General features: G+C 69.2%; 15 protein-coding genes. 3 read left to right on the top strand and 12 right to left on the bottom strand.

Translation table 11 applies throughout. From position 1 onward, the window contains the following. Positions 1 to 12 precede the first annotated feature (12 nt). The 3 genes from BLV05_RS29285 to BLV05_RS29275 form a co-directional block, all read right to left on the bottom strand. The gene (locus BLV05_RS29285) at positions 13 to 387 is read right to left on the bottom strand and encodes a DUF190 domain-containing protein (RefSeq protein WP_063932671.1); all 375 of its coding nucleotides are present in this window, start codon (positions 385 to 387) and stop codon (positions 13 to 15) included. Between the two features lie 261 nt (positions 388 to 648). Further along, positions 649 to 2,016 (bottom strand): Na+/H+ antiporter NhaA, encoded by a 1,368-nt coding sequence (gene nhaA, locus BLV05_RS29280; RefSeq protein WP_083421428.1) that lies wholly within the window; start codon positions 2,014 to 2,016, stop codon positions 649 to 651. A 99-nt stretch (positions 2,017 to 2,115) separates the two neighbouring features. Then, the gene (locus BLV05_RS29275) at positions 2,116 to 3,069 is read right to left on the bottom strand and encodes an alpha/beta fold hydrolase (protein WP_083421427.1); all 954 of its coding nucleotides are present in this window, start codon (positions 3,067 to 3,069) and stop codon (positions 2,116 to 2,118) included. Positions 3,070 to 3,134: 65 nt separating this feature from the next. On the opposite strand from BLV05_RS29275, the gene BLV05_RS29270 reads away from it, so the two are divergent. Together BLV05_RS29270 and BLV05_RS29265 are read left to right on the top strand one after the other, a co-directional pair. Next, the gene (locus tag BLV05_RS29270; RefSeq protein WP_083421362.1) at positions 3,135 to 3,572 is read left to right on the top strand and encodes an NfeD family protein; all 438 of its coding nucleotides are present in this window, start codon (positions 3,135 to 3,137) and stop codon (positions 3,570 to 3,572) included. Between the two features lie 18 nt (positions 3,573 to 3,590). Further along, on the top strand, positions 3,591 to 4,760 hold the full coding sequence (locus BLV05_RS29265; protein ID WP_083421426.1) for an SPFH domain-containing protein: 1,170 nt from the start codon (positions 3,591 to 3,593) through the stop codon (positions 4,758 to 4,760). 268 nt (positions 4,761 to 5,028) lie between these two features. On the opposite strand, the gene BLV05_RS36210 is transcribed toward BLV05_RS29265, so the two are convergent. The 5 genes from BLV05_RS36210 to BLV05_RS37915 all read right to left on the bottom strand — a co-directional run bounded on the left by BLV05_RS36210 (position 5,029) and on the right by BLV05_RS37915 (position 9,966). After that, positions 5,029 to 5,262, bottom strand: a complete 234-nt coding sequence (locus tag BLV05_RS36210; protein WP_152691171.1) for a hypothetical protein — start codon at positions 5,260 to 5,262, stop codon at positions 5,029 to 5,031. Between the two features lie 89 nt (positions 5,263 to 5,351). After that, positions 5,352 to 7,007 (bottom strand): ABC transporter permease, encoded by a 1,656-nt coding sequence (locus BLV05_RS29260; RefSeq protein ID WP_083421425.1) that lies wholly within the window; start codon positions 7,005 to 7,007, stop codon positions 5,352 to 5,354. Next, on the bottom strand, positions 7,004 to 7,918 hold the full coding sequence (locus BLV05_RS29255) for an ABC transporter ATP-binding protein (RefSeq protein ID WP_083421424.1): 915 nt from the start codon (positions 7,916 to 7,918) through the stop codon (positions 7,004 to 7,006). Before BLV05_RS29255 ends, BLV05_RS29260 begins: the two co-directional genes overlap by 4 nt. A gap of 92 nt (positions 7,919 to 8,010) precedes the next feature. Beyond that, entirely contained in the window at positions 8,011 to 8,706 is a 696-nt protein-coding gene (locus BLV05_RS29250) for a TetR/AcrR family transcriptional regulator (RefSeq protein WP_046771986.1), read from the bottom strand. Between the two features lie 948 nt (positions 8,707 to 9,654). Next, on the bottom strand, positions 9,655 to 9,966 hold the full coding sequence (locus tag BLV05_RS37915) for a hypothetical protein (RefSeq protein WP_231948633.1): 312 nt from the start codon (positions 9,964 to 9,966) through the stop codon (positions 9,655 to 9,657). 18 nt (positions 9,967 to 9,984) lie between these two features. Here BLV05_RS37915 and BLV05_RS36735 point away from each other — a divergent pair, with 18 nt between their 5' ends. Further along, positions 9,985 to 10,695: a carcinine hydrolase/isopenicillin-N N-acyltransferase family protein gene (locus tag BLV05_RS36735; protein WP_052763023.1), complete on the top strand. Its 711-nt coding sequence runs from the start codon at positions 9,985 to 9,987 to the stop codon at positions 10,693 to 10,695. A gap of 149 nt (positions 10,696 to 10,844) precedes the next feature. Here the strand turns inward: BLV05_RS36735 and BLV05_RS29230 are convergent, their stop codons facing one another. Genes BLV05_RS29230 through BLV05_RS29215 form a run of 4 tightly spaced genes read right to left on the bottom strand, consistent with a single transcriptional unit; the run spans position 10,845 to position 14,784 of the window. Then, on the bottom strand, positions 10,845 to 11,597 hold the full coding sequence (locus BLV05_RS29230) for a D-lyxose/D-mannose family sugar isomerase (protein ID WP_052763024.1): 753 nt from the start codon (positions 11,595 to 11,597) through the stop codon (positions 10,845 to 10,847). Between the two features lie 24 nt (positions 11,598 to 11,621). Continuing rightward, entirely contained in the window at positions 11,622 to 12,518 is an 897-nt protein-coding gene (locus tag BLV05_RS29225; protein ID WP_082155717.1) for a carbohydrate ABC transporter permease, read from the bottom strand. Continuing rightward, positions 12,518 to 13,483: a carbohydrate ABC transporter permease gene (locus BLV05_RS29220; protein WP_197683390.1), complete on the bottom strand. Its 966-nt coding sequence runs from the start codon at positions 13,481 to 13,483 to the stop codon at positions 12,518 to 12,520. Before BLV05_RS29220 ends, BLV05_RS29225 begins: the two co-directional genes overlap by 1 nt. Next, on the bottom strand, positions 13,480 to 14,784 hold the full coding sequence (locus BLV05_RS29215) for an ABC transporter substrate-binding protein (RefSeq protein ID WP_082155718.1): 1,305 nt from the start codon (positions 14,782 to 14,784) through the stop codon (positions 13,480 to 13,482). Before BLV05_RS29215 ends, BLV05_RS29220 begins: the two co-directional genes overlap by 4 nt. Positions 14,785 to 15,040: the final 256 nt, after the last annotated feature.

Genomic DNA, 15,040 nt, shown 5'->3' with positions numbered 1-15,040 from the left:
CTGGCTGGTCGGCTACGCCCAGGTGAGGCGTTCGTGCATGATCGCTTGCTCGGCTGGGTTGCGGGTGAGTCGCAGGGCGCGTTCGTCGGCCGCCCGGGCCTCAGCGGGCCGGCCGAGGTCGCGCAGCAGTTCGGCCCGGGTCGCGTGGAAGAGGTGGTAGCCGTCGAGGCGGTCGCCGAGCCCATCCAGCTCACGCAGCGCCGCCGCGGGCCTGGCCGTGTAGCGCAGTGCAATGGCCCGGTGCAGCCGGGTGACCGGCGAGGGCGCGAGGTGCAGGAGCATCGCGTGGGCGCGATGCACGATCTCGGTGTAGAGCGGCTTGTGGTGCCACTGGTCGCTTTCACCAACGATGATCGACAGTCGCAGTGAGCGTCCCTGCTCCTTCACGGATCCTCCCGAACACGGTTCCGGCGCCGTACACAGCGTAGGAGCCATCAGTCTCACGAGGAGGCGGCTCGAGCCGACAGGGCTCCGGCGGGATCCATCACCGATCTTCAGTACAGCGCGGTCGGGCGTGCGGGGTCAAGGGCCGCGGCTGGCGGCCGTCGCGCCGCCCTCGACCGGGCCTTTGGACAAGCCCGGGCGCCACGGCACACGCCACGTTGTAGTCGTCGATCTCCCGCCGGGCATGTCAGCAGGGGTGGGCCGTCAGCTGCCGGCGTTCTCGTCGGACGCTGGGCTCCCGCGAGGGTCAGCGTCGTCGCGGGTCTCGTCGTGTTCGTAGACATCGGGGACGCCGTCGCGGTCAGTGTCGGTCGTCTCGGCGAGCTGGATGAGCCGGTGCGCCCGGTTGCGGATCCGCAGCACAACGGTGGCAAGGAGGGCGGCGGTCACGGAACCGGTCAGGACGGCCAGTTTCACATGACCGTCGCGTTCGCTGCCGAGGCCGAAGGCGAGTTCTCCGATGAGCAGCGACACGGTGAAGCCGATGCCGGCCAGCATTGCCAGCCCGAACACGTCGGTCCAGGTGAGGCTGGGATCGAGCCGGGCCTGTGTGAACCTGCTGACCAGCCAGGTCGCGGTCATGATGCCGACCGGTTTGCCGAGGACGAGCCCGGCCATGATGCCCAGAGCCACCGGGTCGGTGAGGGATGTCGCAAGCCCGCCGCCCTGGTCGTTGATGGCGACACCGGCGGACATGAAAGCGAAGATCGGCACGGCGACGCCGGCGGAGAGTGGCCGGAACCGGTGCTCGAAGTGTTCGGCCAAGCCCGGGCCGGCTTCGGGGCCGCCGGCCCGCTGGCTGCGCAGCACCGGCACGGCGAAGCCGAGCATGACACCCGCGACGGTGGCGTGGACACCGGAGGCGTGCACCAGTGTCCAGGTGGCGGCGGCGAGCGGCAGCAGCAGCCACCAGGAGCGCACCCGCTTCTGGACCAGCAAAGCGAAGACCGCCAGCGGCAGGAGCGCGCCGAGCAGGGGCGCGATGGATAGGCTGCTGGTGTAGAAGACGGCGATGATGATGATCGCGACGAGGTCGTCGACCACGGCGAGGGTGAGCAGGAACGTCCGCAGCGCCGTGGGCAGGCTGCGTCCCACGACGGCGAGGACGGCCAGGGCGAAGGCGATGTCCGTGGCGGTCGGGATCGCCCATCCCTCGAGTGCGCCGCCGTCCTGCAGGTTGATGAGCGTGAAGATGATGGCGGGGATCGCGACGCCGCCGAGGGCCGCGGCGATCGGCACCGCGGCGCGCTGAGGGGATCGTAGGTCGCCGGCGACGAACTCTCGCTTGAGTTCCAGTCCGGCGACGAAGAAGAAGATCGCGAGCATGCCGTCCGACGCCCAGGCGGCCATGGTCAGGTCCAGATGCAGTGCTTCCGGCCCGAACCGGTAATCGCGGATCGACTCGTACAGATCGGATGGGGGCGAGTTCGCCCATACCAGGGCGAGGACGGCACCGGCCAGGAGCAGCGCGCCGCCGATGGTCTCCTTGCGCAGGATGTCCGCGATGCGGTGTGCCTCGACCCACGAGCCCCGCCCGAAGAGGAGGGGTGTGCGGCGAGGCTGTTGAGTCATAGGGGTGCTCCTCAGGGATCGGGGCATCGACTGCCGACCAGACTTCCCGGCGCACCATGTCCATCCTACGGATCCGGGCTGTTCGGTCTGCGCACGTGGTCAGCCCAGCGGCTGGTCGGCGACCTCGGCTACCAGCGACACCACGTCGTCGAGGTGGCTCGGGGTCGTCAGGTGGCCCATGCCGGGGAGGACCCGCAGGTCGAGATTCATGGTCCGCGCCAGTGCCGGTCCCAGCCGCTGGGGCGGGAGAAACCGGTCGTGCTCGCCGACGGCGACAATGCAGGGCCGGTTGGTGCGGCGGGTGAGCAATTCGGGCGGAAGGGGAGGCGGGGCCAGGGTGGTGTGGCAATGGGTGGCCACGAGGGTCATCCATGCCACTTCGGTCTCGGGCGGCTCCTCGCCGGGGGCGACGAACGATCGGAGCACGCGGCGAGCGTGGTCGGCTGTGGGACGCACCAGCCAGCGCGCCGAGGCCAGTGCCAGCGTCGGGTCCACGGTGAGACGAGTCACACCGGCCGGGGAGATCAGTGCGCGAACCGCGATCCGGGGTGAGTCGGCCGCCAGGGCGACCGCTGCGCCCAGGGAGTTGCCCACGAGCACGACACGGTTCAGATCGGCGGCCGTCAGGACCTCGTCGAGGACTCGGCCGTACCAGGCCATGCGGCCGGACCGCGGCCGGTGCGGGTCGCTGAGTCCGGGTTGGCCGGGCAGATCGACCACGGTGGTCGCCCACCGATCCGACAACGCCCGCAGCCACGGCAGGGTCACCGCGGCGTTGAAGTTCGTGCCGGGCACTACGACGACCTGAGGGGTCCGGTGCCCGGCCGACACGAGCGACACGCGACCGACGCTGGTGCCCACGCTCGCGGTAGTGAGCGGGAAGTCTGCGCGCGCCAGGGTGTCCGAGCACCACTGCTGCACCGCGAACTGGCCGCGCGGGCTCTTGTACACGGTGGGCACAGGGCCAGTGTGCCCGACGGCGCAGGCCCCGGTCAGCCTCCCGACCGGCCAGAGTGTCCAGGGCACGTCCATCACGATCCGGCCGCCGTCCACCTGGGACTGGGGTCCGGCGAGTTAGGTTGGTGGTAACCGTCCTGGATGTCCGGGAGGTCGGTTCCATGTCGTGGATCGTGTGGCTGCTGGTGGCTGCGATGCTGGGCGCGGCGGAGTTCTTCACGCTGACGTTCGCTCTCGGCATGCTCGCCGGCGCGGCGCTGGTCGCGGCCGTCGTCGCGGGGCTTGGCGGTGCGTGGCTGCTGCAGATCGCGGCGTTCGCGCTCGCCGGCGCCGCCGGGTTGCTGGTCGTCCGGCCGATCGCTCGCCAGCACATGAGTCACCCACCGCTGACCAGCGAGGGCAGCGATGCGCTGGTCGGGAAGCGGGCCGTGGTGATCGAGGACGTCACGACCGACCGCGGGCTGATCAAACTCGCCGGTGAGACCTGGTCGGCCCGCGTCCTGGACGGTGACCAGGTGATCCCGGCCGGTTCGGTGGTCGACGTGATGGAGATCGAGGGCGCGACGGCCATCGTCTATCCGCGGGAACTGCTGCCCTGACACGACGACGGAGGACACATGGAACTGCTGGTGCTCATCATCGTCCTCGCTGCCGTGGTGGCGTTCGGGGTCGCCTCGACGGTGCGGGTGGTGCCTCAGGCGCGCCGCTACAACGTCGAGCGATTCGGCCGCTACCGCACGACCCTGCAACCCGGGCTGAACTTCATCATCCCGATGGTCGACCGCATCAACACCAAGCTCGACGTGCGCGAGCACGTGTTCACGTCGCAGCCGCAGCCGGTGATCACTCAGGACAACCTGGTGGTGAACATCGACACGGTGCTCTACTACCAGATCACCGACCCCCGCGCGGCGGCCTACGAGGTGGCCAACTACCTGCAGGCCATCGACCAGCTGACCGTCACCACGCTGCGCAACGTCATCGGCAGCATGGACCTGGAGAGCACGCTCACCTCCCGTGAGGTGATCAACGCCCAGCTGCGGACGGTGCTCGACGACGCGACGGGGAAGTGGGGCATCCGGGTGAACCGGGTCGAGATCAAGGCGATCGATCCGCCGTCCACCATCAAGGAGGCCATGGAGAAGCAGATGCGGGCCGAGCGCGACAAGCGCGCCGTCATCCTGCACGCCGAGGGGGAGCGGCAGTCGAAGATCCTCACCGCCGAGGGCACCCGGCAGCAGGAGATCCTGGAGGCGCAGGGCAACCAGCAGGCGATGATCCTGCGTGCCGACGGCGAGGCGCGCGCCATCGAGCGGGTCTTCCAGGCGGTGCACCAGAACGACGCCGACCCGAAGGTGCTGGCCTACAAGTACCTCGAGACGCTGCCGCACCTCGCCGGCGGCGAGAACAACACGTTCTGGGTCATCCCCGGCGAGTTCACCGAGGCGATCCGCACGGTCACCAGCGCCTTCGGCGACCACTCCGGCTCGGGCGCCGCTCAGGCGTCCGGCAGCGAGGACGGCGACGGCCGGGCGCAGGCCGAGCTCGACCACGACGAGCACCGGGAGCTGACGGCAGGGGGCGTGCCCTCCGGTGATGCCGCCGCCGCGGCGCATCAGGTCGCCCAGCAGGCCGCGGCCGCCGTCGAGGACGCCAAGGCCGAGGCCGCGGCGGCCGAGAGCGGTGTCGGTGCAGGCCGTATCGGCGTTCGCGCAGCTAGGGTGGCCGGCCGCCCACATGGGGATGAGCCGGCCGTCTCCGCCCCGGATGAACGCTCAGATGGCTGAGGCGAGGTTCGAGGTCGGGATGCTCGTCAGACCGGTGGGGTGCTGGCAACAGAGATGGTTGATGAGGACCCTACCCGCCCTGATCCTCGTGCCGTTGTCGGTCAGGTCCTCATAGCCCTGGACCGCAACGGTGACGTTCATGTGCAATTTCCGCGGACGGGCGTTGGAGTATTCCGGCCTGACGAGCTTGAGATCGTCGACGACCCGTCGCGGGATGAGGCACAGACTGCGACGTGCTGGGATCCACCGCGTGGCGCGTGTGCTCTGGTCAGAGGGTGCGCGGGGCAGGGTTCGAGCCGGTGGCATCTCCGCTGGTCGCCGGACGATGCTGACTTTCCATGATCGTTGTGCCGCCATTGTCGTGGGCGGCCTCGTTCCGCACGGTGAGTAGCGTCACCATGCTCGCCATCAGGATGAGCAGCAGGATGGCGATCACCTTCGGTGGTGAACCGGGCTGGATCAGCCACCGACGCAGCGGAGCCAACACGTGGCGTTCAGGCATTGGTGCCCCCTGGCCGTCTGTTCGGCCACACCGTAGGTATCCGGTGTGGCCGAACACAACCACTTGTCATGACCGCCATCCGGCGGCCGTCAGTTGACCGGGATGTCGCGGCGGCGCAGGCCGGCCAGCCCGGCCCAGGTGAACGCTGCGGCGACGGCCAGCAGCACGAGTACCGGAACCGGTTCGAAGTCGCCGGCGGGGAGCTCGGGGACATGCCCGAACGGTGACAGGTCCCTGGTCCAGTCGGGGAACTGCAGGATCTGCCCCATGTAGACGACCGCGATTCCGTGGGCGGGGACGAGCCAGGCCAGCGGGCTCAGTCGTGGTGCCAGGCCGACGACCGCCATGGCGAGGCCGGCGGCGACCCAGATCGCTGGGAGCTGCACGAGGCCGGCGGCGAGCATGTCGCCGAGCCAGGCGGTGTCGTCGGTGGCGATTGCGGTGGAGACGCCGAAGCCGAGCCCGACCAGGACCATGATGGCGGTACTGCCGCCGAAGGCCATGGTGAGGTGGCTGGCGGCCCAGCGGTGGCGGGACACCGCGGTGGCGAGCAGTGGTTCGGCGCGCCCGGCGGTCTCCTCCGATCGCAGGCGGAGCACGGCGAGGACGGCCTGGATGGAGGCGAGCATGCCGGTGAGGCTCAGCACGGTGACGAGCCAGGACTCGATGAGGGTCGCGCCGGCGATGTCGCGGATCATGTCGTCGAGTGACGAGATCTGGTCGAACATGTCCTGGATGCTGTCGACCAACGATCCGTAGGTGACGGCGAGGACGAGCAGCCCGATGGACCACGCGATGAGGCTGGCGCGTTGCAGCCTGAACGCGAGCCCGAGCGGGCCGCTCAACGCTGGTGAGGCGGTGGGGGAGCCGAGCCGGGCCGGACGCAGACCGGCGCCGACGTCGCGGTGCACGCTCAATGTGTAGGCGACGGTGGCCAGCAGGACGGTCAGGGCGACCATGAGCAGCAGCGGCCACCACCGCTGGTCGGCGGCGAAGGACCGGGTGGCCTGGCCCCAGAACAGCGGCGACACCCACGACAGGCCGCTCGCGGCGACGTCGCCGACCGCCCGGATCGCGTAGGTCACGCCGAGCACCGCCAGCGCCATCCCGGACGCGCCGCGGGCGTACTCGGTGATCTGGCTGGTGACCGCGGCGACCGCGGTGAACACCAGACCGGCGGCGACCAGGCCGACACCGAACAACAGGGAACCCTCACCGGAGACGCCGTCGGCGCCGGAGCCGCTCAGCCCGGCGGCGATGAGCAGTCCGGTCACGGCGTTCGCGCCGCCGACGACGATGAACGCCGCGGTCAGCTGGGCGTGTCGGCCCAGGACGTTCGAGCGGACCAGTTCGGCGCGGCCGGTCTCTTCCTCGGCCCGGGTGTGCCGGACGAACAGCAGGATGCTCATCAGTCCCAGCAGGATCGCCATGAACACATACATCTGGTGACCGGTCATCACGCCGTAGGTGTAGTCGTCGCGGCTGTAGATGCGGCCCACCATGGCGGTGACCGCCGGCAGGCTGGACAGGTCCGCCGCCGTCGCGCGGTCCGCGGCGGTCGGGTAGGTCTGCTCGAAGCTGCCCACCGTGCCGACCCCGAAGAGTGTCAGCGCGGCGATCCATACTGGCAGGCGGACGCGGTCGCGGCGCAGCATGAACCGGGTCAGCGTCCAGGTGCCGGCCAGTGTGCTCCGCGATCTCGACGATGACCTGGCCTGCGTGGGCAGCGTGGTGGCGGTGCTCATCGCGCACCCCCGGCCCCGTTGCCGGCGAGCTCGTCGCCGTAGTGGCGCAGCATGAGCTCCTCGAGCGTGGGCGGGCGGCTGGTGATGCTGCGCACGCCCAGGTCACCGAGCCGGCGGATCACCGTATCGAGGTGCTCGCTGTCGACGTCGAAGCGTGCCCGGCCGTTCTCGTCGTGGAAGTCGTGCACCCCGGGCAGCTCCGCCAGCGTGTCCGCCGGTCGCAGCGTGTCGGCCTCGATGGTGGTTCGGGTCAGGTGCCGCATCTGCGCGAGGGTGCCGGTCTGGACGACCTCGCCGCGGCGGATGATGCTGATGGTGTCGCACAGCTTCTCGACCTGGGCGAGGATGTGGCTGGACAGCAGCACGGTGCGCCCGTCGTTCTTGGCCTGGGCGATGAGCTGCTGGAACACCGTCTCCATGAGCGGGTCCAGGCCCGCGGTGGGTTCGTCGAGGATGAGAAGGTCCATGTCGGAGGCGAGCGCGGCGATGATGGCGACCTTCTGCCGGTTGCCCTTGGAGTAGGTGCGGGCCTTCTTGGAGGGGTCCAGGTCGAAGCGTTCGATCAGGTCGCGGCGGCGGTCGGGGTCCAGGCCGCCGCGCAGCCGGGCCATCAGGTCGATGGCCTCGCCGCCGGTGAGGTTGGGCCACAGCTCGACGTCACCGGGGACGTAGGCGAGCCGGTGGTGCAGGTCGACGGCGTCGTTCCATGGGTCGCCGCCGAGGACGACGGCGCGGCCGGCGTCGGCGCGCAGCAGCCCGAGCAGGATCCGGATGGTGGTGGACTTGCCGGCGCCGTTCGGGCCGAGGAAACCGTGGACCTCGCCGGTCTCGACACTCAGGTCGAGTCCGTCGAGGGCCGTGACCGGTCCGAAGGTCTTGCGCAGTTGCTGGATCTGGATGGCAGGAGTCATCGTGTACCTCGATGCGTGGAGCCCAGGCCGATGACCTGGGAAAGATGTCATGACGGATGGAGGGCCCCGAAGCTCGGGGCGTGCGTCGGTCGCTAGCTCGCGGCCGCGGCCGCGGCCGCGTCGCCCGCCGACGGCGGATCCGGCACGTACATGAGGTAGTCGTCCAGCATGGAACGGTCGACGAACAAGCCCTGGCTGAACAACTCCAACGCCGGCGGCGTGATCTCCTCGGAGTAGCGGCGGAACGCCGCCCGGAAGTCGTCCGGATGATCGTCGAGATGCATCGAGGACCACAGCAGCAGACCACCGATGTTCTGATAGGCGAGGAAGCGGGTCCGCGCCTCCGGATCGCGGCTGGGGAGTATCACCCCCGCCGCGACGCCCGCGGCCAGATACTCCTGGGCGTCGGCCAGCATCTGCTCGACCAGCTCCGACGCCAGCGCACCGCCGGCCTGCAGGCTGCGCAGGAGGTAGCGGGCCAGCGGCGCGAACTGCTCCACCTCGGCCAGCTGCGCGAACAGCATCGCGGCCGTGCCCGTGGTCACCGCCTTGGTCTTCTCGGCGCGGATGACCGCCAGGGCGTGCTCGTCACACGAACGCCGCAAAGCGTCCTTCGAGCCAAAATGGTGCACGACCAGTCCCGCTGTCACGCCGGCGTCCGCGGCTATGGCCCGCAACCCCACCCCGAACCCGTCGCGGCCGAACCGCGCGATCGCGGCAGCACGAATCCGCTCGGCCGTCTCCACACCGGCCGGCCGGGCCTCGCGCTTCACGCTCGCGTCGCGCATGATCCTGATTAAACAGGTGTTCAATCACAGGTACAAGCCTTCCTGCATCGCCCAGATGCGTGGGGACGTTCTGGCGGCGAGGTGGCGCAACCGGGATGCAAGGCGGCCGCGAGGGCGCGAACGCCGGTCAGCACCCCGGCCCTCTCGGTCACTGACCCGACACCGGCGGTGCCGGCACGTAGCGGTGAGGAGGGTCAGCGAGGTGCCGAGGCCGTCCCAACGCCGGCTGCGCAGGAACTGGGCCCTTGCTGACGCGTCGACGCTGAGCTCGAGCCGCTCCAACTCGCCGGCCAGCGCCGTCCGCACCTGGTCCTGATCATCAGCGGGTCATGTCCACGCCGTCGTGCCAGTACGGAGCTCGCGGCCGTACATCTGCGCTTTAGGAGTCCGAAGGCGTCGCGCGGTCGCGGTATACGGCCGCGATTCGCTCGTACCCGCGGTCCAGCTCGTCCCAGGCCATCCCTGAGGCCGAATCAAAGGTGTGACCGGTGGTCTGTTCGAACTCGCTTTCGTCCAGCCCCGCGTACCGCCACCGCACAATCAGCTCACGTGCCCGCTTGCGTCCGACGAACGCCACCAGCTCGACCCTCCTCGCCCGGCGAGCATACCCACTAGGTAGCCCGGCCGCACAGAACCGGTGCCCCGGCCACGGGGGACGAACGCGCGGAATCAGCCGAATCAAGGAATCACGCAGCCGGGAGGGATCCGGCCAGCCATAACTGAATGCCCACCCTGATGGCCCGCACCGCCCTTTGCCAGCGGACCAGGTCGCATATCAGCCACAGTGCAGGCAGCGCCGCGACCGCGAAGCATCAGCCACGGCTACAACCGCTTCCAGTGGGACGTGATGATCGTCTGCGTGGTCCTCATCGTGCTGCTGGTCCCGATTGCTCCAGATCGTGCGCGACCTGGCCTCCCGCGCGCTGGACCACCGCTGAACCCGTTCCGTCACCCACAGAGAAGGATCACCATGCGGAAGACCCTCAGCGCCGCCGCCCTTGCTGTCGTCGCCACGCTGGCCCTGACCGCGTGCGGGCCCGACGACGGCGGCGACCCCACCGACACGGCCGACGGCGGAGTCACCACTCTCAGCATCGGCGCGAGCATCACCCCGCATGCGGAGATCCTGCAGTTCGTCACGACGAGGACCACATCCTGCCGAACGAGAACCTCGCCGACGGCTCGCTGGACGTCAACTACTTCCAGCACCAGCCGTCCTTCGACGGCCAGGTCGCCGCCCGCGGCTACGAGTTCAGCCACTTCAACATCCTCCACCACGTGAGCGACGGCTCGCGTTCCGGCGTTCCCGTCCACGTCGTGGCCCGGCGGATCCTCGACGAGGCGACGACCCTGGACGAGGCCGTCGCCGTCGCGCGCATGGCTCCCGTCGCCGCCTCGTCGGTGCTCACGGTCGTCGCCGCGCAGGCCGGGTCGCCGCGGGCGGCGAGCATCGAGCTCACCCCCGCGGGCGACGCCGTCGTCGAGGCGACGCCTGGCCGGGTGCTCGCGCACACCAACCATTTCCTCGATCCCGGCCTCGCCGCGGGCCAGGTGCTCCCGCCGGCCAGCACCACCGCCGAGCGGCTGGCCTGCCTGACCGAGCACGCGCCGCTCGTGGCGCTGCCCGATCCGCTGGAACGCGCCCTGGCGCTGGGCGCGCTGCCCGACGCGCCGATCACCATGCGGCCGCGGGCGGACGCACCACCGCACCAGCGGTGGTCCTCGAAGGCGACGCTCGCCCTCGACGTCGTGGACCCGCGATCGAGTTCCACTCTGGTGGCCCTGCCGACGTCACTGGAGCCGGCTGGCGTCGGGTGTCCGTCGCCGGCCGCACAGGGTAGGCGCGCAGACACAGTGCCGATGTACGTCTCCTCGACGACCGTATGGGCTCTGCTGCTGAGCCGATCCAGGACGACGAGGGCCGGCTCGATCGCGACACGCGCTTCGCCGGCAAGGCTGGCAGGTATTCGTCGACCAGGTTGGTTGTAGCAGAACCCGCAGGGGCGTCGATACAACAGATCCCCGTGCCGGCGTTCGCCGCTGGAGTCCTGGCGGCGCCTCGACTCAGCTCCGGCTCACTGGTCGGTCTCGAAGCGGCGCGTCCGTGATCACCCACATACGCGCCCAATTGTCGGCGCTCATCGAGTGCTCGGCCGGCCTCGTCGGCGCATGGAGGCGTTGCGTGGCGACGTGGCCCCAGGTGAGGTGATCGGAGCGCCCGCGAGGAGCTCCGCGTACTCGCTGACCAGCAGGTATCGCGCCGGTGCGTCCTCGTCGACGGACGGGTAGCGCGGCGACGGGTCGAGGAAGAGGTTGTCGTCGACGTCGTCGTTCACCGCCGACACCTCGCCGGCGAGCACGGCGCCGCCGTCGGCCCAGAACCGGTGGTAGACGCCGGCCGGCACCTGCACGCTCTGCCCGGGCTCGACGCGCAGCGACTCGCCGGCCCGGACCGCCCGTTCGAGCCCGTCGACCAGCGTGATGATGTCGCCGTCGCCGGTCTCCGGGCGCAGCTCGACGACCAGGGCCGCGCCGCCGCGGTTGATGATGTCCTCGGCCTTGCGCCGGTGCAGGTGCATCGGGGTTTCCTGGCCGTTCTGCGCGACCAGGAGTTTCTCCGCGTAGGTCTGCCCGGAGCCGGAGTCGCGCTCGGCCAGTGTCCCGTTGCGCAGTGTGCACAGGATCAGTCCGACGCGGTCGAAGTCGCCGCGGCCGAAGTCGGTGACGTCCCAGCCCAGGCCGCGTTCCAGCGCCGGCCGGGCGGCCGGCGTCGGCGCGGCGGCCAGCCAGTCGGCCCGGGACCAGGCGGCGAAACCGGGCAACGGCATCGCGGCCGCAGCGGCCAGTTCACGGGCACCGTCGATGACAGCGTCGATGCGGGATCGTTTCACGTCATTCCCTCCACGACCGAAAGATCAGGTCTTCGATCCCGACAGAGCGATCCCCTCGACGATCTGGCGCTGGGCGATCATGAACACCAGCAGCATGGGCACCGCGGCTATGGTGACGCCTGCCATCAGGGCGCCCCAGTCCGACGTCAATGCACCCTTGAACTGGTTGACCACCAGCGGGAGGGTGAAGTTCTCCGACGAGTTGAGGAAGATCAGCGGGTAGAAGAACGAGTTCCACTGCGCGAGGAAAATGAAGATCCCGAGGGCGACCATGGGCGTTCGCAGCAGTGGCAGCACGATGGTCGCGAAGACGCGGATGCGGCCGGCCCCGTCGATCGCGGCGGCCTCTTCCAGCTCGACCGGGATGCTCTTGACGTACTGCCGCAGCAGGAAGACGCCGAAGGCGTTGAACAGGCCAGCGGGCAGGATGAGCGACCACAGCGTGTCCAGCAGTCCGAGTTCACCCATGATGACGTACAACGGGATGATGGTGAGCTGCTGCGGCACCATCATCGTGCCGAGGAACGCCGTGAACAGAACACCGCGGCCGCGGAATCGGATCCGGGCGAACGCGTACGCGGCCATCGCGCACGTGAGCAGCGACAGGACGGTCACTGCCACCGCGACGACGACGCTGTTGGTGAAGGCGCGGACGAAGTCGACCTGCGCGAACGCCGTGTCGTAGTTGCGGGTGGTCCAGTTCTGCGGGAGCAGCGACGGCGGGACCTGGAAGATCTCCTCAAGTGGCTTGAACGAGGCGAGCAGCATCCAGACGAACGGCACCGCCATCAGGGCCGAGAGGACGATGAGGACCGCGTGCAGCGGCACGTTGGACCAGCGGAAGGCGTGCCGGCCCTTGACGAGCGGTTCCGGCCCGCGGGATCGGGTGTCGCGGACGACTGCGTGAGGCGTTGTGGTCATCATTCGGCGTAGTACACCCATCGACGTTGAGCCAGCAGCTGCAGGCCAGTGAGCAGGAGAAGGCAGACGAACAGGTTGACGGCCAAGGCGGAGGCGCGGCCGAACGAGTTCTGCTGGAAGGCGATCTGCACGATCTCGTACACGATGGTGCGCGCCGGCGAGGCGGCATTGGTGTCGAACATGACGTAGACGATGTCGAACACCTGGAAGGAGGCGATGATCGACGTGATCGACAGGAACAGGATCGTGGGCGACAACATCGGGATGGTCACCCGCCAGAATTTCTGCCATTCGTTGGCGCCGTCGATCGACGCCGCCTCGATCAGCGACCGGGGCACGTTGGACAATCCGGCCACGAAGATGACGACCTGATAGCCGAGGCCCTGCCAGACGCCGACGATCACCAGCGCGGGAATGACGGTGCGCGGGTCCTGCAGCCAGTTGGGCGCCGTGATGCCGATGGAGCTCAGGAAGCTGTTGACCGGCGAGATCTGCGGATTGAACAGGTAGAGCCAGATCGCCGCCACCGCCACCGACGACGTCACCTGGGGTGCGAAGAAGAGCAGCCGGTAGAAACCGGTGACCCGGCCGGCCCGCTGCAGGAGGTAGGCCACGGCCAGCCCGGAGAGGAGCAGGCCGGGGACCTGCAGCACCGTCAGCCACAGAGTGTTGCGCGCCGACGCGCGCAGCTGCGGGTCGGTGAACACGAACCGATAGTTGTCCAGCCCGGCGATCGAGAGCTCGTTGAACCCGTCCCAGTTGGTGAAGGACAGGTAGAACGCGAACACCATCGGCCCGAGGACGAAGACGGCCAGACCGACCAGTTGCGGCGCCAGGAAGCCGAAGGCCCACCAGGTGTCTCTGCGCCGAGTCCGCCTGGCGACAGCACTGTGGGTCGGCGCCGGCGAGGCGGGAACGCCGCCAGGTGGCGCCGCCACGTCCAGCGCTCCGCGTGGCTCGTTCACGCGTCACCGTTGATCACGGCGGCGGTCTGCTCCGCGAACGTCTTGTAGTCCGTCTTGTCGCGGATCAGCTTGTCGATGGTGTCCGGGAGTGCGGCGCTTCCCTCCGGGTTCCGTGACAGGTAGAGCGGGTGGTAGGCATTGGCGGCGATGTCGGTGTACCAGTGCCCGTGGGCCGGCACCTCGGCCTCGGCGACAGCGGCGACCAGGGACTCGTCGTCGATCGTGGGCACGACGACGCCCTGTTCCACTCGGTACTTCTGGCCGCGGACACCGCAGAAATCTGCGACGAGCTCACTCGCCGCTTCGATGTTCGGGGACTCCGCGTTGACGCAGATCGCACCGACCAGGATGCCGACCGGAGCGAAGTCCCCTCCGGACTTCGACGGGAAGGGCGCGATGTCGTAGCTGAAGCTCTGCACCTGTTGGAGGTTGGAGGCGATCCACCGGCCGTACTGGCACGTCGCGAGCTGTCCGCTGTAGAACAACGCGTCGACGGCCTGACCCTCGGGAAGGGTCCCCGCATAGATGAGGTTCCCGTTGGCCAGCTGGTCGAAGAGCCAGCTGAGCGCGGCGAGAGCGTCGGGATCGGTGTCCCAGACGCAGCGGCCGCTCTCGTCGAACGCCTGCCCGCCCAGAGCGGTGACCCAGCTCGTCCAGTACCACCACTGGGTCTCGATGGCCATCGGCGTCTTCTGCGTGCTCTTCAGCTTCGTGAGGATCTCGGTGGCCGACTCCATGGTCCAGTCGCCCGACTCCTGCAGCTGAGCCGGATTGGTGTCGACCCCGGCCTGATCGAGCAGGTCCTGGTTGAACCAGAACGAGACCGGGTTCGAGTCCTGCGGGACGCCGTAGAAGTCGCCGCTGCCGTCCTGGCAGAACGCCGACAGCGCCGGATAGAACCGGTCGAGCGGGATCGTGGACGTGTTGTCCCGCCACCAGGAACTGAAGTTGGTCGCGAGACCGGACTCGATCGCCTGGCCCATGATCGAGTCGTCGGCCAGGAAGACGTCCGGCGCCCGGCCGCCGATCAGCTGGGTGCGCATCTTCGTGACGTAGTCGCCTGTGACGTCCGTCAGGTCGACGTCGATGCCGGTGCTGTCGGTAAACTGTTCGAGGAACGTGTTGTACGCCGCGGTGTTCGCCGCGCCGACGAACGTGCCGAAGCTCACGCTCTGCGATCCGGTCGACTGTCCGCCGCCCCGGCCGCAGCCGGTCAGGCCGGCCAGAGACAACCCGGCCATACCCAGTGCGCCAGTGACGATGAACCCGCGGCGGGAGATCCCCGCTCCATGGTCCGGCATGTCACACCTACCTCGTTGTGGTGGTTGCTTGGCTGTCGATGTACTGCCCGACCATCAGGGCCGTCCCGCGGTTCGGTGGCCGTGCGTCAGGTTCGGGAGGACCAGCGCCCGCGGTGCCACCGCGCGGTGCTCGTCCCCGGACCCGGCCTGCGGACCGAGCCATGCACGACATTGCTGGGAATCCCGCGCCAGGAGCGCTCGGCGCCCTTCCCGGACGATGGCGAGGAGGTGCGCATCGTGTGCCCCCTCCTTCGTC

Source organism: Jiangella alkaliphila (assembly GCF_900105925.1).
In the GTDB taxonomy this organism is placed as follows: domain Bacteria; phylum Actinomycetota; class Actinomycetes; order Jiangellales; family Jiangellaceae; genus Jiangella; species Jiangella alkaliphila.
Note: the sequence above shows the minus strand (reverse complement) of the source record. Positions and strands in the feature narration are given on the sequence as shown.

Excerpts from the sequence above, each read along its gene's own strand:
- nhaA (WP_083421428.1), bottom strand. The coding sequence starts at position 2,016 with ATGACTCAACAGCCTCGCCGCACACCCCTCCTCTTCGGGCGGGGCTCG.
- BLV05_RS29270 (WP_083421362.1), top strand. The coding sequence starts at position 3,135 with ATGTCGTGGATCGTGTGGCTGCTGGTGGCTGCGATGCTGGGCGCGGCG.
- BLV05_RS29265 (WP_083421426.1), top strand. The coding sequence starts at position 3,591 with ATGGAACTGCTGGTGCTCATCATCGTCCTCGCTGCCGTGGTGGCGTTC.
- BLV05_RS36210 (WP_152691171.1), bottom strand. The coding sequence starts at position 5,262 with ATGCCTGAACGCCACGTGTTGGCTCCGCTGCGTCGGTGGCTGATCCAG.
- BLV05_RS29260 (WP_083421425.1), bottom strand. The coding sequence starts at position 7,007 with ATGAGCACCGCCACCACGCTGCCCACGCAGGCCAGGTCATCGTCGAGA.
- BLV05_RS29255 (WP_083421424.1), bottom strand. The coding sequence starts at position 7,918 with ATGACTCCTGCCATCCAGATCCAGCAACTGCGCAAGACCTTCGGACCG.
- BLV05_RS29250 (WP_046771986.1), bottom strand. The coding sequence starts at position 8,706 with ATGCGCGACGCGAGCGTGAAGCGCGAGGCCCGGCCGGCCGGTGTGGAG.
- BLV05_RS29225 (WP_082155717.1), bottom strand. The coding sequence starts at position 12,518 with ATGACCACAACGCCTCACGCAGTCGTCCGCGACACCCGATCCCGCGGG.
- BLV05_RS29215 (WP_082155718.1), bottom strand. The coding sequence starts at position 14,784 with ATGCCGGACCATGGAGCGGGGATCTCCCGCCGCGGGTTCATCGTCACT.